Annotated in this window: 23 protein-coding genes; 15 read left to right on the top strand and 8 right to left on the bottom strand. The window is 67.8% G+C overall.

Going from position 1 to position 21,441, the window contains the following annotated elements; genetic code table 11:
* Positions 1–197: 197 nt before the first annotated feature.
* Both yiaA and BSE24067_RS23660 read right to left on the bottom strand, forming a co-directional pair.
* On the bottom strand, positions 198–641 hold the full coding sequence (gene yiaA / locus BSE24067_RS23665; RefSeq protein ID WP_151064501.1) for an inner membrane protein YiaA: 444 nt from the start codon (positions 639–641) through the stop codon (positions 198–200).
* Positions 642–752: 111 nt separating this feature from the next.
* On the bottom strand, positions 753–1,700 hold the full coding sequence (locus tag BSE24067_RS23660; RefSeq protein WP_151064500.1) for a cupin domain-containing protein: 948 nt from the start codon (positions 1,698–1,700) through the stop codon (positions 753–755).
* A 130-nt stretch (positions 1,701–1,830) separates the two neighbouring features.
* Between BSE24067_RS23660 and BSE24067_RS23655 the strand changes: the two genes are divergently transcribed.
* The 3 genes from BSE24067_RS23655 (at position 1,831) to BSE24067_RS23645 (ending at position 4,223) form a co-directional block, all read left to right on the top strand.
* Positions 1,831–2,160 carry a carboxymuconolactone decarboxylase family protein gene (locus BSE24067_RS23655; RefSeq protein ID WP_151064499.1) on the top strand — a complete coding sequence of 110 codons (330 nt, stop codon included), beginning with the start codon at positions 1,831–1,833 and terminating at the stop codon, positions 2,158–2,160.
* 200 nt (positions 2,161–2,360) lie between these two features.
* Positions 2,361–3,194 carry a class II glutamine amidotransferase gene (locus BSE24067_RS23650; protein ID WP_151064498.1) on the top strand — a complete coding sequence of 278 codons (834 nt, stop codon included), beginning with the start codon at positions 2,361–2,363 and terminating at the stop codon, positions 3,192–3,194.
* Positions 3,195–3,410: 216 nt separating this feature from the next.
* Positions 3,411–4,223, top strand: a complete 813-nt coding sequence (locus BSE24067_RS23645) for a mechanosensitive ion channel family protein (protein ID WP_151064497.1) — start codon at positions 3,411–3,413, stop codon at positions 4,221–4,223.
* A 93-nt stretch (positions 4,224–4,316) separates the two neighbouring features.
* On the opposite strand, the gene BSE24067_RS23640 is transcribed toward BSE24067_RS23645, so the two are convergent.
* Positions 4,317–5,000, bottom strand: coding sequence for a DedA family protein (locus tag BSE24067_RS23640; protein ID WP_151064496.1), 684 nt, complete (start codon positions 4,998–5,000; stop codon positions 4,317–4,319).
* 173 nt (positions 5,001–5,173) lie between these two features.
* Between BSE24067_RS23640 and mutL the strand changes: the two genes are divergently transcribed.
* Together mutL and miaA are read left to right on the top strand one after the other, a co-directional pair.
* Positions 5,174–7,174, top strand: a complete 2,001-nt coding sequence (gene mutL, locus BSE24067_RS23635; protein WP_151064495.1) for a DNA mismatch repair endonuclease MutL — start codon at positions 5,174–5,176, stop codon at positions 7,172–7,174.
* Positions 7,171–8,145, top strand: a complete 975-nt coding sequence (gene miaA / locus BSE24067_RS23630) for a tRNA (adenosine(37)-N6)-dimethylallyltransferase MiaA (RefSeq protein ID WP_151064494.1) — start codon at positions 7,171–7,173, stop codon at positions 8,143–8,145. Before mutL ends, miaA begins: the two co-directional genes overlap by 4 nt.
* Before the next feature lie 40 nt (positions 8,146–8,185).
* Here the strand turns inward: miaA and tetR are convergent, their stop codons facing one another.
* Positions 8,186–8,818, bottom strand: coding sequence for a tetracycline resistance transcriptional repressor TetR (gene tetR, locus BSE24067_RS23625; RefSeq protein WP_151064493.1), 633 nt, complete (start codon positions 8,816–8,818; stop codon positions 8,186–8,188).
* 63 nt (positions 8,819–8,881) lie between these two features.
* On the opposite strand from tetR, the gene tet reads away from it, so the two are divergent.
* A complete protein-coding gene (gene tet, locus BSE24067_RS23620; RefSeq protein WP_151064492.1) occupies positions 8,882–10,093 on the top strand; it encodes a Tet(A)/Tet(B)/Tet(C) family tetracycline efflux MFS transporter in 1,212 nt (403 codons plus the stop codon).
* A gap of 29 nt (positions 10,094–10,122) precedes the next feature.
* Here the strand turns inward: tet and BSE24067_RS23615 are convergent, their stop codons facing one another.
* Together BSE24067_RS23615 and purM are read right to left on the bottom strand one after the other, a co-directional pair.
* Positions 10,123–10,521, bottom strand: coding sequence for a YybH family protein (locus BSE24067_RS23615; protein ID WP_151064491.1), 399 nt, complete (start codon positions 10,519–10,521; stop codon positions 10,123–10,125).
* Positions 10,522–10,631: 110 nt separating this feature from the next.
* Positions 10,632–11,687 (bottom strand): phosphoribosylformylglycinamidine cyclo-ligase, encoded by a 1,056-nt coding sequence (gene purM / locus BSE24067_RS23610; protein ID WP_151064490.1) that lies wholly within the window; start codon positions 11,685–11,687, stop codon positions 10,632–10,634.
* 247 nt (positions 11,688–11,934) lie between these two features.
* On the opposite strand from purM, the gene hda reads away from it, so the two are divergent.
* From hda to BSE24067_RS33010, 9 genes are all read left to right on the top strand, one after another.
* Complete coding sequence (gene hda / locus BSE24067_RS23605; protein ID WP_217460369.1) at positions 11,935–12,669, top strand: DnaA regulatory inactivator Hda; 735 nt, start codon at positions 11,935–11,937, stop codon at positions 12,667–12,669.
* Between the two features lie 11 nt (positions 12,670–12,680).
* Entirely contained in the window at positions 12,681–13,358 is a 678-nt protein-coding gene (locus tag BSE24067_RS23600) for a histidinol-phosphatase (RefSeq protein WP_151064488.1), read from the top strand.
* A gap of 5 nt (positions 13,359–13,363) precedes the next feature.
* Positions 13,364–14,899 carry a polynucleotide adenylyltransferase PcnB gene (gene pcnB / locus BSE24067_RS23595; protein WP_151064487.1) on the top strand — a complete coding sequence of 512 codons (1,536 nt, stop codon included), beginning with the start codon at positions 13,364–13,366 and terminating at the stop codon, positions 14,897–14,899.
* Between the two features lie 35 nt (positions 14,900–14,934).
* Positions 14,935–15,477, top strand: coding sequence for a 2-amino-4-hydroxy-6-hydroxymethyldihydropteridine diphosphokinase (gene folK, locus BSE24067_RS23590; protein ID WP_151064486.1), 543 nt, complete (start codon positions 14,935–14,937; stop codon positions 15,475–15,477).
* On the top strand, positions 15,474–16,160 hold the full coding sequence (locus BSE24067_RS23585) for a deoxynucleoside kinase (RefSeq protein WP_151064485.1): 687 nt from the start codon (positions 15,474–15,476) through the stop codon (positions 16,158–16,160). The genes folK and BSE24067_RS23585 overlap by 4 nt, the downstream gene beginning before the upstream one ends.
* A 43-nt stretch (positions 16,161–16,203) precedes the next feature.
* Positions 16,204–17,019: a 3-methyl-2-oxobutanoate hydroxymethyltransferase gene (gene panB, locus BSE24067_RS23580; RefSeq protein ID WP_151064484.1), complete on the top strand. Its 816-nt coding sequence runs from the start codon at positions 16,204–16,206 to the stop codon at positions 17,017–17,019.
* Between the two features lie 159 nt (positions 17,020–17,178).
* Complete coding sequence (locus BSE24067_RS23575) at positions 17,179–17,559, top strand: BPSL0067 family protein (protein ID WP_151064483.1); 381 nt, start codon at positions 17,179–17,181, stop codon at positions 17,557–17,559.
* Between the two features lie 2 nt (positions 17,560–17,561).
* The gene (locus BSE24067_RS23570) at positions 17,562–18,014 is read left to right on the top strand and encodes an STY0301 family protein (RefSeq protein ID WP_174904870.1); all 453 of its coding nucleotides are present in this window, start codon (positions 17,562–17,564) and stop codon (positions 18,012–18,014) included.
* Between the two features lie 10 nt (positions 18,015–18,024).
* Positions 18,025–18,279: an STY0301 family protein gene (locus BSE24067_RS33010; RefSeq protein ID WP_367647166.1), complete on the top strand. Its 255-nt coding sequence runs from the start codon at positions 18,025–18,027 to the stop codon at positions 18,277–18,279.
* A 7-nt stretch (positions 18,280–18,286) separates the two neighbouring features.
* Here the strand turns inward: BSE24067_RS33010 and BSE24067_RS23565 are convergent, their stop codons facing one another.
* Both BSE24067_RS23565 and dnaJ read right to left on the bottom strand, forming a co-directional pair.
* Complete coding sequence (locus BSE24067_RS23565; RefSeq protein ID WP_151064481.1) at positions 18,287–20,230, bottom strand: chorismate-binding protein; 1,944 nt, start codon at positions 20,228–20,230, stop codon at positions 18,287–18,289.
* 4 nt (positions 20,231–20,234) lie between these two features.
* Entirely contained in the window at positions 20,235–21,371 is a 1,137-nt protein-coding gene (gene dnaJ / locus BSE24067_RS23560) for a molecular chaperone DnaJ (protein ID WP_151064480.1), read from the bottom strand.
* Positions 21,372–21,441: the final 70 nt, after the last annotated feature.

The following is a 21,441-nucleotide window of genomic DNA, read 5'->3' as shown; positions in this document are numbered from 1 at the left end:
CGCCCTCTTCCGATGCGATCTCTACCGCGCAGCGGGCATCGCGTCGGGTGCTATCCGCGCCTCCCATTCTCATCGAATCCCCATCGCAGCGCGATCGCGTACGCCGACATCGACCAAGAAATCGGCGGGACGGCGCATGAATACGATGCTGAAGCAGGCGAACCGGCGAACCGCCGCAGCAGCCCGCCGGCGGCTCGTCATTCGGTTACGGACGGCGCGGAATCTGGATCGCCGAAACGCGGCTTCGCGCCCTGCATGTCGCGCGTATTCTTCTGCACGGTCACTGCACCGAACAGCGCGAGCACGAACGACATCGCGTAGAAACCCTTCTCGCTCAACTGCAGCGTCGCGTTGAAGAGGCCCACGACCAGCAGCGCGATCGAGAGCAGCAGCGCAATCCAGCTGAGCCCGTAGTAGATGCCGGTGACGGGGATGCCCTCCGCGCGGTCGCGCACGCTCTTTTGCAGCGAGATCGCCGCATACAAACCGAACGTGAGCACGGTGAAGTAGTAGCCCTTTTCGTTGAGCTGCATGCCGGCATTCCAGAGGCCGATCAGGAATGCGGCGAAGCCGGCGATCAATGCGGCCCACGAAGCCGCGACGAATGCGAACGACGGCTGCTGGATGGTGGTCTGGTTCATGGCTTTTGCCCTCTCTTTCTTGTTGGTTCTTGTTCGGAATCGTTGTCGTTGAAATACGTTTCGCGCATGGTAGCAGCTTTGCCGCGCCGCGCGACGCGCGCGCCGGCAGCCTTACGCGCCACGTTGCGCACGCCGCCATCGCCCCGGCGTCGTGCCGAGCACCGCGCGAAACGCCTTGCCGAACGCGGCCTCGGACTGATAGCCGACCGCCTGCCCGATCTCCGCCTGCCCGCGCTGCGTATCCTGAAGCAACGCGCACGCATGCATCATCCGGATCTGCGCGACGAACGCACCGACGCTCATCCCCGCCTTCTCGCGGAAATGCCGCGCATAGGTCGCGCGCGACATCGCCGACGCCGCGCCGAGCGACTCGACCGTCCACGGGCGCGCCGGCGCCTGCAACACGGCCTGCACCGACGGGCCGAGCCGCGCATCGGCCGCGAGCGCGAGCCAGCCGGCCGGCACGCGCGCATCGCGGCCGTACGCGCGCAATGCATACGCGAGCAGCGCCTGCCCGAGCGCGTTCACGATCGCGCGCGCACCCGGCTGCGCATTCGACGCCTCGACACGCAGCACACTGGTCAGCGGTTGCAGCGACGCGAGGCCCGATGCATCGCGCAGCCCCACGTGCAATACGCGCGGCAGCGTGCGCATCAGCAATTCGCCGGCGCCGCGCGCGTACACGAAGCGTCCGCAAAGCAGGTCGACACCAGCATCGGCCGAGTCGGGCCTATCGCGATTCGACTTCACCGGCAGCACTGCGCCGCCGGTCGTGCCGGCACCGCGCAACGGCATGACCGGCCGCGAGCCGCCGCCATCCGCATCGGACAGATCGTGCGCATCGCCGCCGGCCAGCAGCACGAAATCGCCGTCGGTCAGCCGCAACGTGCGCCCGTCGGCGGTACGCAGGCTGCACGCGCCTGCCAGCAGCAGATGGAACGCCGCCTCGCCGGGCGGCAACGCGTCGTGCGGCATCGCGAACGGGCCGTCGAGCAGGCAGCGCACATCGAGCTCGACGTGGCTCCGGCCGAGCGACAACAGTTGGCTCAATGGGTCCATGAGACGTTTGCGCTAAAAATTGACACTGTAGCGTATCGAAACCCTCATCGCGAGCGCTCACAATAGGCGCTGCATCGCCCGAGATAGCGGCATCCGCCGCCCGACCGACCTCTTCTCGAAAGGACGCATCATGCTGAACTGGAACGAATACCGGCAGGAACTCATGACCCGCATCGGCGACATCGCGAAGCTGTCGCCGGACACGCTGGCCGGCTACAAGGCGCTCTCTGGCGCCGGCGCCAAGACAAATCATCTCGACGCGAAGACGCGCGAGCTGATCGCGCTCGCGGTGGCCGTCACGACGCGCTGCGACGGCTGTATCGCCGTGCATACGGCCGAGGCGACCAAGCATGGCGCGACCAAGGAGGAAGTGGCGGAAGCGCTCGGCGTCGCGATCGCATTGAATGCGGGTGCGGCGCTCGTCTATTCGGCACGTGTGATGGACGCGCTCGGCGACTGAGCCCGCGCGGTGCGGCACGATCGTCGTGCCGCACCGCATCGTTGCGTGGCGTGGCGTGGCGCCCGGCCGCGTGGCCGGGCGGTTGCCCATCGCGCGCGTACGAGCGTGCCATGTGCGACCCATGTTGGCGACTCGCGTGGGCGCGTAAGCGTCGCGAACTCGGCTACCATGCGCGAGGATTCATCGCGAAGGAGCGCTCCATGTGCCGCTGGCTCGCCTATACGGGCAATCCGATCCAACTCGAGACCGTACTGTTTCGCGCGAAGCATTCGCTGATCGACCAGAGCCTGCATTCGGAGCTGGGCGCGACGACGACCAACGGCGACGGCTTCGGGATCGGCTGGTACGGGCACCGGGACGAATTGCCGTTTCGCTACCGCTCCGTGCACCCCGCCTGGAACGATCGCAACCTGCGCGAGGCCGCGCGCGCGATCCGTTCGCGAATGTTCATCGCGCACATTCGCGCGGCCACCGATACGCCCGTTCAGGAAACCAACTGCCATCCGTTCCGCCACGGCCGCTGGCTGTTCGCGCACAACGGGCTGATCCGCGATTTCCACAAGCTGCGCCGCGATCTGACGATGAAGATCGACCCTGCACTGTTCCCCACGCTCGAAGGGTCGACCGACTCCGAGGTGATGTTCCGTCTCGCGCTCACCTACGGACTCGAGCAGACGCCGCTGCCGGCGCTCGAGCGGATGGTCGGCGTGATCGAGGAAGCCGCCGTGCGGTATCGCGTCGCCGAGCCGCTCAACATGACGATCTGCGCGACCGACGGCGAGCGCATCATCGCCGTGCGTTACTCGAGCGAACGGCAATCGCGCTCGCTGTTCCACAGCACGTCGTTCAAGCACCTGCACGAACTCTATCCGCACAATCCGCGTATCGCGGAAGCGGGCGACGATGCGTTCATGGTCGTGTCGGAGCCGCTCGTCGATCTGCGCGGCGCGTGGGAGGAAGTGCCTGAAAGCATGGCGATCGTCGCGCACGGAGCGGACGTGCAGCAGCGGCCGTTCGAGCCGCGACACAAGTAGGCTCGTTGCGGACGCATCAAAAATGCATGCGTTGTCGCGACTTCGCAGATGCCTGCGATGAAATGAAGCGCGTCGCCGCCACGGCGTCGCGAGAATCCCGCGGCGAGTCGAGCGGCCCGGTTGTCGCGGCGCAGCAGTCGCGTTATAAACGTCCGACCGTCTGGAACCGAACGCTTCCATTTTCGCGCCTCTGCGCTCATCTACCGGGGAGAATGCATGATCGATCTGCACACCGCGCAACAATTCCTGATGACCCGCGGCCTCGACTTCGGCCTGAACCTGCTCGCTGCAATCGCGTTGTGGTTCGTCGGCCGCTGGGCGATCCGCCTCGGCACCGGCCTGCTCGGCAAGGTCGTGCGCCGCAGCGGCAAGGTCGACCCGACGCTCGCCGACTACCTGACTTCCGTCGTCAGCGTGCTGCTGACCGTCCTGTTGATCCTCGCGATCCTGCAGATCTTCGGCGTGCAGACCACGTCGTTCGCCGCACTGCTCGCCGGCCTCGGCCTCGCGATCGGCACCGCGTGGGGCGGGCTGCTCGCGCACTTCGCCGCCGGCGTGTTCATGCAGGTGCTGCGTCCGTTCAAGATCGGCGACGTGATCACCGCAGGCGGCGTGACGGGCACCGTGAAGGAACTCGGCCTGTTCGGCACGACGATCATCACCGCCGACAACGTCGTGACGATCGTCGGCAACAACAAGATCTTTTCGGACAACATCGCGAACTACAGCGCGACGCCGCATCGCCGCGTCGACCTGACCGCGAAGATCGCGAACAGCGTCGACGCGGCCGACGCGATCAACCGCCTGAAGACGCGGATCCAGCTGGTCCCTAACGTGATGAAGGTGCCGGCGCCGGACGTCGGCGTGCTGCAGTTCACGCCGGAAGGCCCGCTGCTGTTCGTGCGTCCGTCGACGCAGCCGGAGAACTACTGGCAGGTGTATTGCGATACCAACCGCGTGATCCTCGAGACGTTCCGCGAGGCCGGTTATCCGACGCCCGAAACGCCGGTCTCGCATCGCAACGCGTGATGCACGCAGCGCGCTGGCCGGCACGGACGAAAAGAAAGCGTGGCAGCCCGCGGCCGGCACGCTTTCTTGTCGAGCAGAATGAAAGACGCCGGCTCAGCGCCCGCTCGTCTTCTGCGTAGTGTCCGAGTGCTTTCCGCGCACCAGCTTCCACAACGCGCCGAGCGCGATCGGCACGATCGCCGCGCCGATCCCGACCAGCACGATCACGTTCAGGTACTGGCGAACGAACGGGATATTGCCGAAGAAGTAGCCGAGCAACACCAGCAGCAGCACCCAGACCAGCGCGCCGATCACGTTGAACAGCTGGAAGCGCGTGAAGCTCATCGACGACGCGCCGGCCACGAACGGCGCGAATGTGCGCACGACCGGGATGAAACGCGCGAGCACGATCGTCTTGCCGCCGTGCTTGTCGTAGAACGAGTGGGTTTTCTCCAGCGCCGCGCGGTCGAGGAAGCGCTCGAGCACCGGGATGTGGGTATTGAAGACCTTCGGCCCGATCCAGCGGCCGATCAGGTAGTTCACGGTATTGCCGACAGTCGCCGCGACGAGCAGCAGCGCGATCAGCACGCCGACGTTCATGTCGCCGGTCGCGGCGAACGCGCCGCCGATGAACAGCAGCGAATCGCCGGGCAGGAACGGCAGCACGACGAGCCCCGTCTCGCAGAACACGATCAGGAACAACACCAGATACACCCATGCGCCATACTGCCGGATGAAGTCGCCGAGGAACGCGTCGATATGCAGGACCAGGTTGACGAAATGAAGCAGCGTATCCAAATGCGATTCCTCGAAGACGAAAGGGCCTGAACGGCCGGAGACGGCGGAAGCGCCCACCGCACAAGGCGGCGCGCGAAACGCAGTCATCATACCGAAAGTCCCTTGAGGCTCCGTGAAAAAACGTAACGGTCCGCGGCGCCGGCATGCCCGCGCCGCCTCGCTATAATTCGGCCATGTCCGAAATCACCGAAACGGCCACGGGCGCCGCGTCCGCCCCCGCTCCGCGCCCGCTGCGCGCGATCCAGCCCCTGCCCGACCAGTTGATCAGCCAGATCGCTGCCGGCGAGGTCGTCGAACGTCCGGCATCGGTCGTCAAGGAGTTGCTGGAGAACGCGATGGACGCCGGCGCGACGACGCTGCGCATCGTGCTCGAGGAAGGCGGCGTCAAGCGCATCTCGATCACCGACGACGGCTGCGGAATTCCGCCCGACCAGCTGCCGCTCGCACTGATGCGCCACGCAACGAGCAAGATCCGCTCGCTCGAGGAGCTCGAGGCGGTCGCGACGCTGGGTTTTCGCGGCGAAGCGCTCGCGTCGATCGCATCGGTCGCCGAGATGTCGATCACGAGCCGCACGGCCGACAACGCGCATGCGACGAAGATCGACGCGACCACGGGCGCGCTATCGCCGGCGGCCGGCGCGGTCGGGACGACGATCGAGGTGCGCGAGCTGTACTTCAACACGCCCGCACGCCGCAAATTCCTGAAGAGCGAGCAGACCGAGTTCGGTCACTGCGTCGAAATGATCCGCCGCGCGGCCCTCGCGCGGCCGGACGTCGCGATCTCGGTGCTGCACAACGGCAAGGCCGTCGAGCACTGGAATGCAACCGAACCCGCGCAGCGCGTCGCGAAAATCCTCGGCGACAGCTTCGCGACCGCGCACCTGCCGCTCGACGAACGTGCGGGGCCGCTCGCCGTCTACGGCTGCGCGGGCCTGCCGACCGCGAGCCGCGGCCGTGCCGACCAGCAGTATTTCTTCGTGAACGGCCGCTTCGTGCGCGACAAGCTGCTCACGCACGCGGTACGCGCGGCGTATGAAGACGTGCTGCACGGCGACCGTTACCCGTCGTACGTGCTGTTCCTCGATCTGCCGCCCGAGGCGGTCGACGTGAACGTGCACCCGTCGAAGATCGAAGTGCGGTTCCGCGATTCGCGCTCGATCCACCAGTACGTGTTCCACGCGGTGCAGCGCGCGCTCGCGCGCCATGCGGGCGCGTCGCCGGAAACCACCGCGGGCGGCCATGCCGCGCAACTGTCGCCGGCGCCGGGCGGTCCCGCGTCGTTCGGCAATACGCCACTCGGTCAGGGCGCCGCCGCGGGCACGAGCCGCAGCGGCTTCTCGTCGCCATCCGCTTCATCGTCATCGTCGTCGGGCACCACGTGGATGCGCCAGGCACGCATGACGCAGGGCACACTGCCGGTCGCGCAGCCGCTCGCGCTCTACGACGCGCTGTTCGGCCGCAAGGACACGGGCGCGGGCACGCCCGACGGCACGACGATCGTCGCGCGCGATGCGGCCGGTCCGGCCGACGCGCCGATCGCACCGCCGCCCGGATTCGCGGCGTCGCCGCTTGCCGGTGCCGCACACGACGAGCAGCCGCTCGGCTTCGCGCTCGGCCAGATCCACGGTATCTACGTGCTCGCGCAGAACGCGCACGGCCTCGTGATCGTCGACATGCACGCGGCGCACGAACGGATCCTGTACGAACAGTTCAAGAACGCGCTCGCCGACCGTACGGTCGCGGTGCAGCCGCTGCTGCTGCCGGTATCGATGACGGCGACGCCGGTGGAGATCGGCACGGCCGAGGAAGAACGCGAGACGCTCGAATCGCTCGGCTTCGACCTCGCGGTGCTGTCGCCGACGACGCTCGCGATCCGCGCGGTGCCCGCGCTGCTGAAGGACGCGGACCTGCAGTCGCTCGCGCGCGCGGTGCTCGCCGACCTCCACGCGTTCGGCGGCTCGCGCGTGCTCACGGAGCGCCAGCACGAATTGCTCGGCACGCTCGCGTGCCACCACGCGGTGCGCGCGAACCGCCGCCTGACGCTCGACGAGATGAACGCGCTGCTGCGCCAGATGGAAGCGACGGAACGCGCGGATCAGTGCAATCACGGCCGGCCGACGTGGTACCAGCTCACGCTGAACGACCTCGACCGCCTCTTCATGCGCGGGCAATGAGCGCGACACCGCAGCCCCGTCCGACGACGATCGCCTGCCTGCTCGGCCCCACCGCATCGGGCAAGACGGCCGCCGCGCTCGCGCTCGCCGCGCGGCGGCCGATCGAGATCGTCAGCGTCGATTCGGCGCTCGTCTATCGCGACATGGATATCGGCACCGCGAAACCGACGCGCGACGAGCGCGCGAGCGTACCGCACCACCTGATCGACATCATCGACCCGGCCGATGCGTATTCGGCCGCCGAATTCCGTGCCGATGCGCTGCGCCTGATCGGCGAGATCGTCGCGCGCGGCCGCACGCCGCTGCTCGCGGGCGGCACGATGCTGTACTACAAGGCGCTGACGCAGGGCCTCAACGACCTGCCGACCGCCGATCCTGCCGTGCGCGCGGCGCTCGATGCCGACGCCGCGCGCGACGGCTGGCCCGCGCTGCATGCGCGGCTCGCCACGGTCGATCCGGCCACGGCCGCGCGGCTCGCGCCGAACGACTCGCAGCGGATTCAGCGGGCGCTCGAAGTGTTCGTGCTGAGCGGTCAGCCGATGTCGGCATTGCTCGCCGCGCCGCGGCCGACCGACGATGCGGCCGCAGCGTACCGCTTCGTGCCGGTCGCGCTCGAGCCGTCGGACCGCGCGGTGCTGCACGCGCGCATCGCGCAACGCTTCGACGCGATGCTCGACGCCGGCTTCATCGACGAAGTCGAACGGCTGCGCCGCCGCGACGATCTGCACGTCGGCCTGCCGTCGATGCGCTGCGTCGGCTATCGCCAGGCGTGGGAATATCTCGACGGCGACACCGATTACCGGACGATGCGCGACAAGGGCATCTTCGCGACGCGCCAGCTGTGCAAGCGGCAGATCACGTGGCTGCGCGCGATGCCGGAGCGGATCGTCGTCGACTGCGTCGCGCCAGATTCGACCGCGCGAGCGCTCGACGCACTCGAGCGCGTGCTCGACGGCCGCGCTCCGACGTGATGCATACGGCGCGTGCCGGCGCCGCCCCCGATAACGCCAGTTAGCCGCGCCGACGCGCCGCCATGCGCGCGCGCGCGCCATCGACGATCAACGCAACGCCGCGCTCGAACGCTTCGTCGCCGCCCCGGTCGCGCAGCGCGGCCCAGCCCTGCGCAAGCAGCGGATACTCGGCCGCATCCGGCAGCGTCGTGTCGGCTTCGCGCGCCGCGTCCGCCTGCTCTTCCAGCACCCAGCCCACCACGAAGCGGCCGATCGCATACATCACGTCGACCGCTTCGTCCGGCGCCAGACCCGCGTCGCACAACAGCGCCACCTTGCGTTCGATCGAGCTGAAATGCAGGCTGCGCGGCCGCGTGCCGGCATGCAGACGCGCACCGTCTCGGTAGGCGAGCAACGCGCGCCGGAAGCTGCGCGCATTCTCCATCAGCCACGTGTCCCATACGTCGCCCGGCCGCGGCAGCGACGCGTCGTGGCGCTCGAGCATGATCGCTTCGGCCATCGCGTCGAGCAGTTCGGCCTTGTTCCTGAAATGCCAGTACAACGTGGGCGACTGCACGCCGAGCCGCTCCGCGAGCCGCCGCGTCGACAGCCCGTCGATGCCGGCTTCGTTCAGCAGCTCGAGCGCCGCGCGCATCACCGTGTCGCGCGTCAGTCGCGTACCTGTGTCCTTCATCTCTATCACCGCTAGGGAAAACTGTGGAATAATCGTCACTCTATCACCGATAGAGTGACCACCTTGAATCCATCCTTGATTGCGATCCTCGCGACGGTACTGCTCGACGCGATCGGCGTCGGGATCGTGATGCCGATCCTGCCCGGGCTGCTGCGCGCGCTCGCCGGCGCCGGCAGCACCGACACCCATTACGGCATCCTGCTCGCGCTGTACGCGTTCGCGCAGTTCCTGTGCGCGCCGCTGCTCGGCACGTTGAGCGACCGTTTCGGCCGCCGGCCCGTGCTGCTTGCGTCGCTGGCCGGCGCCGCGCTCGACTATCTGCTGATGGCGCTCGCGCCGACGCTCGCGTGGCTATACGCCGGGCGGCTGATCGCCGGCATCACCGGCGCGAACGTCGCGGTCGCGACCGCGTACGTGACCGACGTGACCGCCGAACCGGATCGCGCGCGACGCTTCGGCCAGCTCGGCGCGATGATGGGCGTCGGCTTCATCGCCGGCCCGCTGATCGGCGGGCTGCTCGGCGCAGCGCACGTGCGCGCGCCGTTCGGCGCGGCCGCGCTGCTCAATGCGCTGAATCTGGTGCTCGTATGGCGCGTGCTGCCGGAATCGCGCCCGCGTGGGGCACATGAGGCACGTGAGGCGCACGAACGCCGCGCGGCGGCCGCACTGAACCCGTTCGCCGGCCTGCGCCGCTTGCGCGGCGCACCTGCGCTCGTGCCGCTGATCGGCATCTACGTGATCGTCGCGCTCGTGTCGCAAGCGCCGGCCACGCTATGGATTCTTTACGGGCAGGAACATTTCGGCTGGTCGACGCCGGTGGCCGGGTTGTCGCTGGCGGGGTACGGTGCGTGCCACGCGCTCGCGCAAGCGCTCGCGATCGGGCCGCTGATCGCGCGGCTCGGCGAACGGCGCGCGCTCGCGCTGGGTCTCGCGGGCGACGCACTCGGGCTCGTCGCGATCGCGGTCGCGACGGCAGCGTGGGTACCGTTCGCGCTGCTGCCGCTGTTCGCGGCCGGCGGCATGACACTGCCGGCGCTGCAGGCGATGCTCGCGCGCCAGGTCGACGACGCACGCCAGGGCGAACTGCAGGGCGCGCTCGCGAGCGTGTCGAGCCTGATCGGCGTCGCCGGGCCGCTCGTCGTCACCGCGATCTACGCAGCAACTCGCGGCACGTGGCCGGGGCTCGTATGGGCGGCCGCCGCACTCCTCTATCTGCTGGTGCCGCCGTTGCTCGCCGGCGCACGCGGGGCCTGCACGGCGCGAGCATCCGTGTAGACGGCGGCCATCGCCGCGCGCCGCCGCGCTCACTGCGCGAGCGTCACGAGATTCGCATCGCGTGCGAGCTGCCAGCGCCCGTCCGTCTTGCGGAAGATCGTCAGCGTATGGCCCGAACGGCGCACGGTATCGCCGCCGGGCGGCGTGACCTCGATCTCGATGAAATTGCGCATGTACGCCCAGTCGCCGATCACGCGCAGTTCGTCGATCCGGTAGCGGCCGTCGACTTTCGACGCGGCGCCCGCGGCAACCGCATTCGCATCGCGCGACGCGGCGGCGAACGCTGCCTTGTCGAATGGCGGCTTGCCGGCCACCATGAAGATCGCGTCGTCGGCGATCAGGTCGAGCACGGTCGCCAGATCGCCGCGCCGGCTCGATACGAACCAGGTTTCCACCAGTTCGCGGATCGCGCGTTCGTCTTCGGTCATCGTCGGTTCTCCTTCGATGGCGCACCGCAACGCCCGCGCGCCGCGCCAGAAAAAAAGCCGCCCGGATCGGCTCCGGGCGGCTTTCAGTGCTGCATCCTGCTTGCGGCGTGTCAGACCACGACCGTCTGCGCCTCGCCTTCGCGGCTCGCACGCACGGTGCCGATCTTCCACACCTGTTCGCCGGCGGCCGTCAGATCGGCGATCGCTGCGTCAGCATCGGCCGCCGCGACGATCACGGCCATCCCGATCCCGCAGTTGAACACGCGGTGCATTTCCGCGTCGGCGACGCCGCCATGCTCCTGCAGCCACTTGAACAGCGGCGGCAGCGGCCATGCGGTCTGATCGAGTTCGGCGGTGAGGCCCTCGCGCAGCACGCGCGGAATGTTCTCGACGAGGCCGCCGCCGGTGATGTGCGCCATGCCCTTCACCGTCAGCTTCTGCATCAGTGCGAGCAGCGGCTTCACGTAGATGCGCGTCGGCGCCATCAGCGTGTCGGCCAGCGAGCGGCCGTGGAAATCTGCCGACAGGTCGGGATTCGCGCGCTCGATGATCTTGCGCACGAGCGAGAAGCCGTTCGAGTGGATGCCGCTCGATGCGAGGCCGAGCACCACGTCGCCTGCGGCGATCGTGCTGCCGTCGATGATCTTGCTCTTCTCGACCGCGCCGACCGCGAAGCCGGCCAGGTCGTATTCGCCGTCCGGGTACATGCCCGGCATTTCGGCCGTTTCACCGCCGATCAGCGCGCAGCCCGACAGTTCGCAGCCGTGCGCGATGCCCTTGACGACGGTCGCGGCCGTGTCGACGTCGAGCTTGCCGCACGCGAAGTAGTCGAGGAAGAACAGCGGCTCGGCGCCCTGCACGAGGATGTCGTTCACGCTCATCGCGACCAGGTCCTGGCCGACGGTGTCGTGTTTGTTCAGATGAAAGGCCAGCTTGAGCTTCGTGCCGACGCCGTCGGTGCCCGACACGAGCACCGGCTCCTTGTACTTCTTCGGCACTTCGAACAGCGCGCCGAACCCGCCGATGCCGCCAAGCACGCCGTCGCGCAGGGTTTTCTTCGCAAAAGGCTTGATCTTGTCGATGAGCGCGTCGCCCGCGTCGATGTCGACGCCTGCGTCGCGGTAGGACAGACCCTGAGCGTCGGGAGCGGATTTCGGAGGATTCATGGGGGAATGCGAGAAGGTCGGTAAAATGCGATTTTACCCGAAGCCGGCCCGTTGGCCGGAATTCCCAGTACCGAATCGTCAGGGATTGCATCTTGGTCGACACGTCCCCGTTTTCATCGCCCCGCGAGCCGCGCCGCAACCCGCGCGCCGCCGTGCGTGCGGCCGTGCGTGCACCGACCGGCGCGGTCCCGCGCGCGTGCCCGGCGTACGGCGCGCGTTTCATCAACCGACCCGCATTGTGACTGTTGTGTCCCGTCAACTGACGCTCGATCTCGGCACGCCGCCGCCCGCCACGTTCGACAACTTCATCATGAATGAGGAGAACGACGAGCTCATCTCGCGGCTTCAGAAGCTCGACCTCGCGCTCGCGGCGGGGCCGGTGCCGGACCGGTCGTTCTATATCTGGGGCGAGCCCGGCAGCGGCCGCACGCATCTGCTGCAGGCGCTCGTGAGCGACGCGTCGTACGGCAACGCGCGCTATCTGACGCCGCAAAGCCCGCTCGGCGCGTTCACGTTCGACCCGCGCATCGGCATCTACGCGATCGACGACTGCGACAAGATGAGCGACGCGCAGCAGGTCGCGCTGTTCAACCTGTTCAACGAAGTGCGCGCGCATCCGTCGAGCGCGTTCGTCGCGGCCGGGCCCGCGGCGCCGCTCGCGCTCGACGTGCGCGAGGATTTGCGCACGCGCCTGGGCTGGGGGCTCGTGTTCCACCTGTCGCCGCCGTCGGACGCCGGCAAGATCGCCGTGCTGAAACTGGCGGCGAAGGAGCGCGGAATCGCGCTCACCGACGACATCGCCGCATACCTGCTGACCCATTTCCGCCGCGACATGCCGAGCCTGATGGCGCTGCTCGACGCGCTCGACCGCTTCTCGCTCGAGCAGAAGCGCGCCGTCACGCTGCCGCTGCTGCGCCGGATGCTGGCCCGCCCCGGTGACGACATCGCACCGCCGGGCACAGGCCCGAACCGCTTCGAGTAAAATGCGCTTCCATGACTAATCTGGCACTCTTTGACCTCGATCACACGCTGATCCCGACCGATAGCGACCACGAATGGGGCCGCTTCATGGTGAAGCTCGGCATCGTCGATGCGGAAAGCTTCTCGCGTCAGAACGATCAGTTCTTCGCCGACTACAAGGCCGGCAAGCTCGACATCCACGCGTACCTGTGCGCGATGCTCACGCCGCTCGCGAAGTATTCGCGCGCGCAGCTGGCCGAATGGCACGAGCAGTACATGCACGAGGTGATCCGCCCCGCGATGACGCCCGCCGCGCTCGAACTCGTGCGCAAGCACATCGACGCCGGCGACCTGTGCTGCGTCGTGACGGCCACCAACGAATTCATCACGCGTCCGATCGCGACCGCGTTCGGCGTCGACACGCTGATCGCGTGCGAGGTCGAAACGACCGACGGGCATCCCGATTCGCCGTACACGGGCCGGCCGACCGGCACGCCGAGCTATCGCGAAGGCAAGATCGTGCGCACCGAAGCATGGCTCGCGTCGCTCGGCAAGCACTGGGACGACTTCGAACACAGCTACTTCTACAGCGACTCGCACAACGACATCCCGTTGCTCGAGAAAGTCACCGACCCGATCGCGACCAACCCCGACGACACGCTGCGCGCGCATGCAAACGCGCGCGGCTGGCGCATCCTCGATCTCTTCTGAACGTCGTGATCAAAAAATTCATTCGCAAGCTGCTCGGCCAGGACGGCGCCGAACAAACGTCGCCCGCCGAGGCGCCCGCGGCCGACACGGCCGCTGCCCCGCGCCCGGCGAAGGGTAGCCGCGGCGGTGCCCCCGCGAAGCCGCGCGGCAATCACGAACCGACCATCGTGCCGGCCAGCGTGCACGGCATCAACCCGTCGCTGATCTCGAAGAATGCGGTGCGCGTGACGGACACGCTGCAGCAGGCGGGCTTCCGCGCGTTCATCGTCGGCGGCGCGGTGCGCGACCTGCTGCTCGGCATCGCGCCGAAGGACTTCGACGTCGCGACCGACGCGACGCCGACCGAAGTGCAGCGCCTGTTCCGCCGCGCGCGGCTGATCGGCCGCCGCTTCCAGATCGTCCACGTGCAGTTCGGCCAGGAACTGATCGAGGTGTCGACGTTCCGCGCACTGGTCGACGCGCCCCCCGAAGCCGGGGCGGCCGAGCCGCCGAAGCGCCTGAAGCGCGACGAGCTCGACCGCCGCACGCATGCGGTGGACGCGAGCGGCCGCGTGCTGCGCGACAACGTGTGGGGCGAGCAGCACGAAGACGCCGCGCGCCGCGACTTCACGATCAACGCGATGTACTACGACCCGTCGACGCAGACGGTGCTGGACTACCACGACGGGATGGCCGACGTGCGCGCCCGCCTGTTGCGGATGATCGGCGATCCGGCCACCCGCTATCGCGAGGATCCGGTGCGGATGCTGCGCGTCGTGCGGTTCGCGGCGAAGCTCGGCTTCGAGATCGAGCCGCATACGCGCGAGCCGATCAACGCGCTCGCCGACCTGATCAACAACGTGCCGGCCGCACGCCTGTTCGACGAAATGCTGAAGCTGCTGCTGTCGGGCCACGCGCTCGCGTGCCTGCAGCGGCTGCGCAAGGAGGGGCTGCACCACGGGCTGCTGCCGCTGCTCGACGTCGTGCTCGAGCAACCGCAAGGCGAGAAGTTCATCACGCTCGCGCTGAACAACACCGATGCCCGCGTGCGCGCCGGCAAGCCGGTGTCGCCGGGCTTCCTGTTCGCGACGCTGCTGTGGCACGACATGCGTCAGCGCTTCGAGCAGTACTCGGCCGAAGGCGAATTCCCGGTGCCGGCGCTGCATCGCGCGATGGACGACGTGCTCGACATGCAGACCGAGAAGCTGGCGATCCACAAGCGCTACTCGGCCGACATGCGCGAGATCTGGGGGCTGCAGCTGCGCCTCGAGAAACGCTCGGGCCGCAGCGCGATGCGGCTGCTGGAACACCAAAGATTTAGAGCGGGGTATGATTTCCTCCTGTTACGCTGCGAATCCGGCGAGCTCGATGCCGAAGTCGGACAGTGGTGGACGGATTTCATCGAAGGCGACGCGGCCGCCCGTGAGGCGCTCCTCACGCAGGGCGGCTCGAAGGAAAAATCGCCCCGCAAGCGGCGCCGCCGCGGCGGCGCGCGAAACCGCAAGCCGGGCGAAGGCGCCGCCGAGCAGGCGCCGGACACCGCGGGCGGTTCCGACGACTGACGCGCTCGCCGGCGAACGACGTAGGAAGTGATGCCATGACGGTTGCATATATCGGACTGGGGGCGAATCTCGGCGATGCGCGCCAGACGCTGAAGGACGCGGTGGTGTGCCTTGCGCAGCAGCGCACCATCTCGATCCTCGGCAAGTCGAGCCTGTATCGCACGGCGCCTTTCGAAGCGGGCGGCGACGATTACTACAACTGCGTCGTCAAGCTCGACACGACGCTGTCGGCCCGCGAGCTGCTCGCGCTCTGCCAGAAGATCGAACATCACTTCGGGCGCGAGCGCCCGTATCGCAACGCACCGCGCACGCTCGACCTCGACATCCTGCTGTTCGGCACCGATTCGATCGACGAACCCGACCTGATCGTCCCGCATCCGCGCCTCACCGACCGCGCGTTCGCGCTCGTGCCGCTCGTCGAAATCGAGCCGGCGCTCGACATTCCCGCGCGCGGCCGCGCCGACGCGTTCCTCGCGGCCGTCGCCGATCAGCGCGTCGAGAAGGTGCAGACCTGTCAATGCCTGATGCAGAAGGCCCTTGCCGCCGGCGCCGACGCCGACAAGAACCGCTGCCGATGAACGCCACCCCACTGACCGTCACCGCGCCCGACCTGCGCGCCCCGCATCGCTACCTGGTGATCGAAGGCCCGATCGGCGTCGGCAAGACGACGCTCGCACGCCTGTTCGCCGAGCGCTGGTCGATGCAGACGCTGCTCGAACGCCCGCAGGACAACCCGTTCCTCGAACGCTTCTACCGCGACACCGCGCGCTATGCGCTGCCCGCGCAGCTGTCGTTCGCGCTGCAGCGCGCGCAGCAGGCGCGGGAACTGATCGGCGCGCTCGACACGGGCCGGCCCGTCGTCGCCGATTTCATGCCGCAGAAGAACGACATCTTCGCGCGGCTGAACCTGCCGGAAGACGAATGGCAGCTGTACCGGTCGATCGCGGCGCACGTCGACGTGCCGCAGGCGCCCGCGCCCGATCTCGTCGTCTATCTGCAAGCGAGCCCCGAGGTGCTGTTTTCGCGCATTCAGAAGCGCGGGCTGCCGATGGAGCTGCAGATCAGCGACGCGTACCTGCGCTCGCTCGTCGATGCGTACAACGAATTCTTCTATCACTACGACCGCACGCCGGTGCTGACCGTCGCAGCGGAACACCTGAACCCGCTGGATTCCCCCGAAGATCTTGCGCTGCTGATCGAGCGCATCGACACGATGCGCGGCCGCAAGGAATTCTTCGTCAAGGGCGAGACGACGCGCTGACGCGTCCTCGCCCGTCGTTTTCATCCTCGAACCGGATTTCCCCATGACCTATCTCCAGGAATCGAGCCGGCCTGCCGTCACGGTGCCGAAGCTGCAGGCAATGCGCGAGGCCGGCGAGAAGATCGCGATGCTCACCTGCTACGACGCGAGCTTTGCCGCGCTGCTCGATCGCGCCGGCACCGACGTGCTGCTGATCGGCGACTCGCTCGGCAACGTGCTGCAGGGCCACTCCACCACGCTGCCGGTGTCGCTCGACGACATCGCGTACCACACCGCATGCGTCGCGCGTGTGCAGCCGCGCGCGCTCGTCGTCGCCGACCTGCCGTTCGGCACCTACGGCACGCCGGCCGAGGCATTCGCGAACGCGGTCTCGCTGATGCGCGCGGGCGCGCAGATGGTCAAACTCGAAGGCGGCGAATGGCTTGCCGACACGATCCGCTTCCTCGTCGAACGCTCGGTGCCGGTATGCGCGCACCTCGGCCTCACGCCGCAGTCCGTGCATGCGTTCGGCGGCTTCAAGGTGCAGGGCCGCACGGAGGCCGGCGCCGCGCAGCTGCTGCGCGATGCGCGCGCGATCGAGGACGCGGGCGCGCAACTCGTGGTGCTCGAAGCGGTGCCGACGCTCGTCGCGGCCGAAGTCACGCACATGCTGAAGATCCCGACGATCGGCATCGGCGCGGGCCTCGAATGCTCGGGGCAGGTGCTGGTGCTGCACGACATGCTGGGCATCTTCCCCGGCAAGCGTCCGCGTTTCGTGAAGGATTTCATGCAGGGGCAGCCGAACATCCAGGCGGCCGTCGAGGCGTATGTGAGCGCGGTGAAGGACCGTTCGTTCCCGGGACCGGAGCACTCGTTCTGATTCGCGGATGAGGGGGCGGCGCGATGCGAAGGCATGAGTCGCCGCCGGCTCGGCGGCACCCGCCGTTCGATTAGACAGCGCTGCATTTTCAAACGCGTCCTATATCCACCTGCGTTCGTTGCGGAGACCATTGCGCTTCCATCAACCCATGGAAGTGACATGTCCCACGTATACGAACGCGCAGCCGAATTGGCCGGCGAACCGCTGGAAGGCGATGGGGCCTGCGTCGCGCTCGTGAAGGCTTACACCAAAGTGGGCGCGACCTCGGGCTGGCGGCCGGAAAAGACCGTAAAGGGCGATTCGACCATTCGTCCGGGCACGGTCATCGCAACCTTCGAGAACGAGCGTTATCCGAACAGATCGTACGGCAACCATGCAGCGTTCTATCTGAGTCAGGATTCGAAAGGCATCTACGTCGTCGAACAATGGCGCAGCCTGACCAAGGTCCAGAAACGGCACATCCGGTTCCAGGGCAAGGACAAAAACGGTCGCCATATCGACCCGAGCACCAACGCCGATGCGTTCTCGGTGGTGACGTGACGATGGCGCTTGCCTATTTTCCAATCAATGCGGCGCTCGCCGCGTTGCTGACAAGTACTTGCATCTCGTCGGCGTACGCCACTTCGGCACCCGTCCAGTGTCCGGCCCGCCTGCCGGTTTCACAGACGATCGACCGTCCCGCGCCCGACGGCTGGCGACCGTACGATTCGCGGAAAACCCATCCGCTGATCGGCGTGTCGTTCTGGTCCGGGCCGCCCGATCGACTCGCGCTGCTCGCCCCATCGAGCGGTGTCAAGCGGCGCGATACGCTCATCGATACGTGGCCACTCGCCGCGGCCGAGACCGATTACTGGGTGAGTTGCGAGTATTTCGACACGGCCGTTATCGTTGCCCGTCCGCTGGGCACCGCCGCGCGAACCTGCACGGTCCGCTATGACGCGACGCGGACGCCGCCGAAGATGATCGACTGGCAATGCACACCACCTGCGCGCTGACTCGACGCACGTGGAGGCAACCCGTCCAGGACCGCCGGACCGGATGACGCCGCCGGCGCCGAACCGCTCGCGTTCCGAGTCCAAAAGCGATATCTATATCTGGTCGCTCGCCGAAAACAGCGAAGACTATTGGGTTTCGTGCGACTACGGCAATACGAGCGTCGTGATCGCACGGCCACTGGGCAAACACGCACAGACTTGCGTCGCGCGCGACGGACGTGGGCACGCGATCGTACAAAGCTGGCAATGCACGCCGCAGAAGTAATCGGCGTTCAGGCCGGTGCGCTGTCGTTAATCAGCCGCGCCGCCATCGGCCCGCGCAATGCGTTGCAGATCATCAGCTCCTCCGCGTTCAACACATCATCGAGCGTCAGCACACGCTCTTCCGCGCGCAGTGCCGGATCCTCGAGCAGCACACCGCGCATCACGCCGGGCAGCACGCCGCACGACAGCGGCGGCGTCACCCATACACCATCCCGTTTCACGAACACGTTCGAGCGCCCGCCTTCCGTCACCTCGCCGCACTCGTTCACGAACAGCATGTCGAAGCCGCCGAGCGCTTCCGCAGCCTGCCACGCGCGGTCGTATTCCGCGCGGCGCGTCGTCTTGTGCAGCAGCAGCGCGTCGTCCGCGCGGGTCGGCGCGAAGCCGTGCACGGGCGCGAGCATCACGCCGACCGGCCCCGCCGGCAGCGGCTTCAGCACGGCCGCCGTGATGTCGAGCGTGCCGTCCTTCGCGAGCGCGAGCTTCATCCGGTACGGGCCGTCGCCGTCGAGCGCCGCGCAGCGTGCATCGATCTCGCGGCGAAGCGCATCGGCATCGAAGCGAAAGCCGAACGCATCGGCGCTGCGCTGCAGCCGCGCGAGATGACGCTCGAGATGACGGACGCCGTCCGCACGCGTCGCGGCGGTGGTTTCGAACAGCTGGAAGCCGGGATCGGCGTCGGTCAGGAATCGCGCTTTCAATTCGCACTCCGCATATTCGTCGGCGGCGACGCTGTCGAGCACGATGCCCGCGCCGACGCCCATCGTGCCGCGCCGCCGGCCGGCAGCAGCCATTGCATGGTGCCGCGTGCCGGTCGTTGCGCCCGCATCGGTGCCGGCCGCATCGAGCGTCAGCGTCCGGATCGCGACCGACAGACAGAAATCGCCGCAGCCGGGCACGCCGTCCGGCAACGCGCCGCCTGCCGGCGCGGCTTGCGTCGGCGTCGGCGCATCGAGCCAGCCGATCGCGCCCGTATAGAGCCCGCGCGGCGTCGATTCGATCGCGTCGATCAGTTCCATCGTCTTGTGCTTCGGCGCACCGGTGATCGAGCCGCACGGAAACAGCGCGCGCAGCATCTGCGCGAACGTCGTCCCGTCGCGCCAGCCGGCCTCGACCGTCGACGTCATCTGCCATACCGACGCATACGGCTCGACGGAGAACAGCGCCGGCACCTTGACCGTGCCGGTCCGCGCGATCCGCGACACGTCGTTGCGCAGCAGGTCGACGATCATCACGTTTTCGGCACGGTTCTTCGGATCGTTCGCGAGGAACGCGGCGGCCGCCGCGTCTTCACGCGGGTCGGCCGCGCGCGGCGCCGTGCCCTTCATCGGCCGCGCGCGCAGCACGTCGCCGTGCTTTTCGACGAACAGCTCCGGCGAGCACGACACGACCCATGCGCCGTCGGGCAGCGCGATCAGTGCGCCGTAACGCACCGGCTGGCGCGCGCGCAGCCGCCGGTACAGCGCCAGCGGCGTGCCGAACATGTCGAAATTGAGCCGGTACGTGTAATTGATCTGGTACGAATCGCCGGCCCGCAGCGCGTCGTGCACCGCGGCGATCGCCGCGTCGAACGCGTCGCGCGACACGCTCTTCGCGACGTGCGCGACGCCCGCGATCGACGGCGGCCCGCCGCCGTCCTGCTGTGCGAGCCATGCGTGGACATCGTCGCGCGACAGGCGCTCGCAGCGCGCGTACAGCAAAAAGCGCAGCGGGGCATGGCCGGGCTGCGCTTTTTCCAGATTGCGTCCGAATTCGTAATCGCCGACGACGACCGCATGCAGCCCGTCGCGCAAATCCTGCGCCACCGCCGCATCGGTTTCGTCGAGCCGTGCCGGATCCGTGCATACGCGTTCGCGCACGAAACCGGAATACAAACGACTCGACCGCGCGGACGCGGTCGAGTCGCAATCGTCCAAGAGCGCGAAGGACGCGCTCTCGTTACCGTCAGTCATGCCGTTACTCGAAGAAGCTCTTCACCCGGTCGAACCAGCTCTTGCTCTGCGGGCTGTGACGCGCACCGCCTTCGGCCAGCGACTTCTCGAACTGCTTGAGCAGGTCGCGCTGCTGGTCGGTCAGCTTCACCGGCGTCTCGACCTGCACATGGACGTACAGATCGCCCGCGATGCTGGAGCGCAGCCCCTTGATCCCCTTGCCGCGCAGGCGGAACGTCTTGCCCGACTGCGTGCCTTCCGGCACCGGGAACGACGCGCGGCCGGCCAGCGTCGGCACCTCGATCTCGCCGCCGAGCGCGGCGGTCGTGAACGGGATCGGCATCTGGCAATGCAGATCGTCGCCGTCGCGCTCGAACACCGGGTGCGGCTTGATGTGGATCTCGACGTACAGGTCGCCCGGCGGCCCGCCGTTGATGCCCGGCTCGCCGTTGCCGGCCGAGCGGATCCGCATCCCGTCGTCGATGCCGGCCGGGATCTTGACTTCGAGCGTCTTGGTTTCCTTCACCTTGCCCGAGCCGTGGCAGTGCGCGCACGGTTCCGGGATGTAGGTGCCGGTGCCGTGACACTTCGGGCAGGTCTGCTGAATGCTGAAGAAGCCCTGCGACATGCGCACCGTGCCCTGGCCGTGACAGGTCGGGCAGGTTTCGGGCTTCGTGCCGGGCTTCGCACCGGACCCGTGGCAGACTTCGCACGACACCCAGCTCGGCACGCGGATCTGCGTGTCGTAGCCGTGCGCGGCCTGCTCGAGCGTGATTTCCATGCTGTAGCGCAGGTCGGCGCCGCGATACACCTGCGGGCCGCCGCGGCCGCCGCGCGCGGCACCGCCGGCAGCCTGGCCGAAGATGTCGCCGAAGATGTCGCCGAACGCGTCCGCGAAGCCGCCGAAACCTTGTGCGCCCGCACCACCCATGTTCGGATCGACGCCCGCGTGGCCGTATTGGTCGTACGCTGCCCGCTTCTGGCTGTCCGACAGCATTTCATAGGCCTCCTTCGCCTCCTTGAAATGCTCTTCCGCATCCTTGCTGTCCGGATTGCGGTCAGGGTGATACTTCATCGCAAGCTTGCGATATGCCTTCTTGATTTCGTCGTCGCTCGCATTCTTCGCGACGCCCAGAACCTCGTAGTAATCCCGTTTCGCCATATCGATTCACTGTGCCGTCGCGCGTCGCGCACGCGGCGGCTCCTTTCGCCCGCAGTAAAGTCTCTCGACT

This window comes from Burkholderia latens (assembly GCF_902499045.1).
Lineage (GTDB): Bacteria > Pseudomonadota > Gammaproteobacteria > Burkholderiales > Burkholderiaceae > Burkholderia > Burkholderia latens.
This window is presented reverse-complemented; position numbering and strand designations above follow the sequence as displayed.

Bases quoted from the DNA above. Each gene is read 5' to 3' on its own strand.
- tetR (WP_151064493.1), bottom strand. From the start codon at position 8,818: ATGAAGGACACAGGTACGCGACTGACGCGCGACACGGTGATGCGCGCG.
- BSE24067_RS23570 (WP_174904870.1), top strand. From the start codon at position 17,562: ATGGCGCTTGCCTATTTTCCAATCAATGCGGCGCTCGCCGCGTTGCTG.
- BSE24067_RS23660 (WP_151064500.1), bottom strand. From the start codon at position 1,700: ATGGACCCATTGAGCCAACTGTTGTCGCTCGGCCGGAGCCACGTCGAG.
- dnaJ (WP_151064480.1), bottom strand. From the start codon at position 21,371: ATGGCGAAACGGGATTACTACGAGGTTCTGGGCGTCGCGAAGAATGCG.
- mutL (WP_151064495.1), top strand. From the start codon at position 5,174: ATGTCCGAAATCACCGAAACGGCCACGGGCGCCGCGTCCGCCCCCGCT.
- BSE24067_RS23600 (WP_151064488.1), top strand. From the start codon at position 12,681: ATGACTAATCTGGCACTCTTTGACCTCGATCACACGCTGATCCCGACC.
- BSE24067_RS23650 (WP_151064498.1), top strand. From the start codon at position 2,361: ATGTGCCGCTGGCTCGCCTATACGGGCAATCCGATCCAACTCGAGACC.
- BSE24067_RS23585 (WP_151064485.1), top strand. From the start codon at position 15,474: ATGAACGCCACCCCACTGACCGTCACCGCGCCCGACCTGCGCGCCCCG.
- miaA (WP_151064494.1), top strand. From the start codon at position 7,171: ATGAGCGCGACACCGCAGCCCCGTCCGACGACGATCGCCTGCCTGCTC.
- BSE24067_RS23565 (WP_151064481.1), bottom strand. From the start codon at position 20,230: ATGACTGACGGTAACGAGAGCGCGTCCTTCGCGCTCTTGGACGATTGC.
- folK (WP_151064486.1), top strand. From the start codon at position 14,935: ATGACGGTTGCATATATCGGACTGGGGGCGAATCTCGGCGATGCGCGC.
- BSE24067_RS23655 (WP_151064499.1), top strand. From the start codon at position 1,831: ATGCTGAACTGGAACGAATACCGGCAGGAACTCATGACCCGCATCGGC.
- BSE24067_RS23575 (WP_151064483.1), top strand. From the start codon at position 17,179: ATGTCCCACGTATACGAACGCGCAGCCGAATTGGCCGGCGAACCGCTG.
- BSE24067_RS23615 (WP_151064491.1), bottom strand. From the start codon at position 10,521: ATGACCGAAGACGAACGCGCGATCCGCGAACTGGTGGAAACCTGGTTC.
- purM (WP_151064490.1), bottom strand. From the start codon at position 11,687: ATGAATCCTCCGAAATCCGCTCCCGACGCTCAGGGTCTGTCCTACCGC.
- BSE24067_RS23645 (WP_151064497.1), top strand. From the start codon at position 3,411: ATGATCGATCTGCACACCGCGCAACAATTCCTGATGACCCGCGGCCTC.
- panB (WP_151064484.1), top strand. From the start codon at position 16,204: ATGACCTATCTCCAGGAATCGAGCCGGCCTGCCGTCACGGTGCCGAAG.
- yiaA (WP_151064501.1), bottom strand. From the start codon at position 641: ATGAACCAGACCACCATCCAGCAGCCGTCGTTCGCATTCGTCGCGGCT.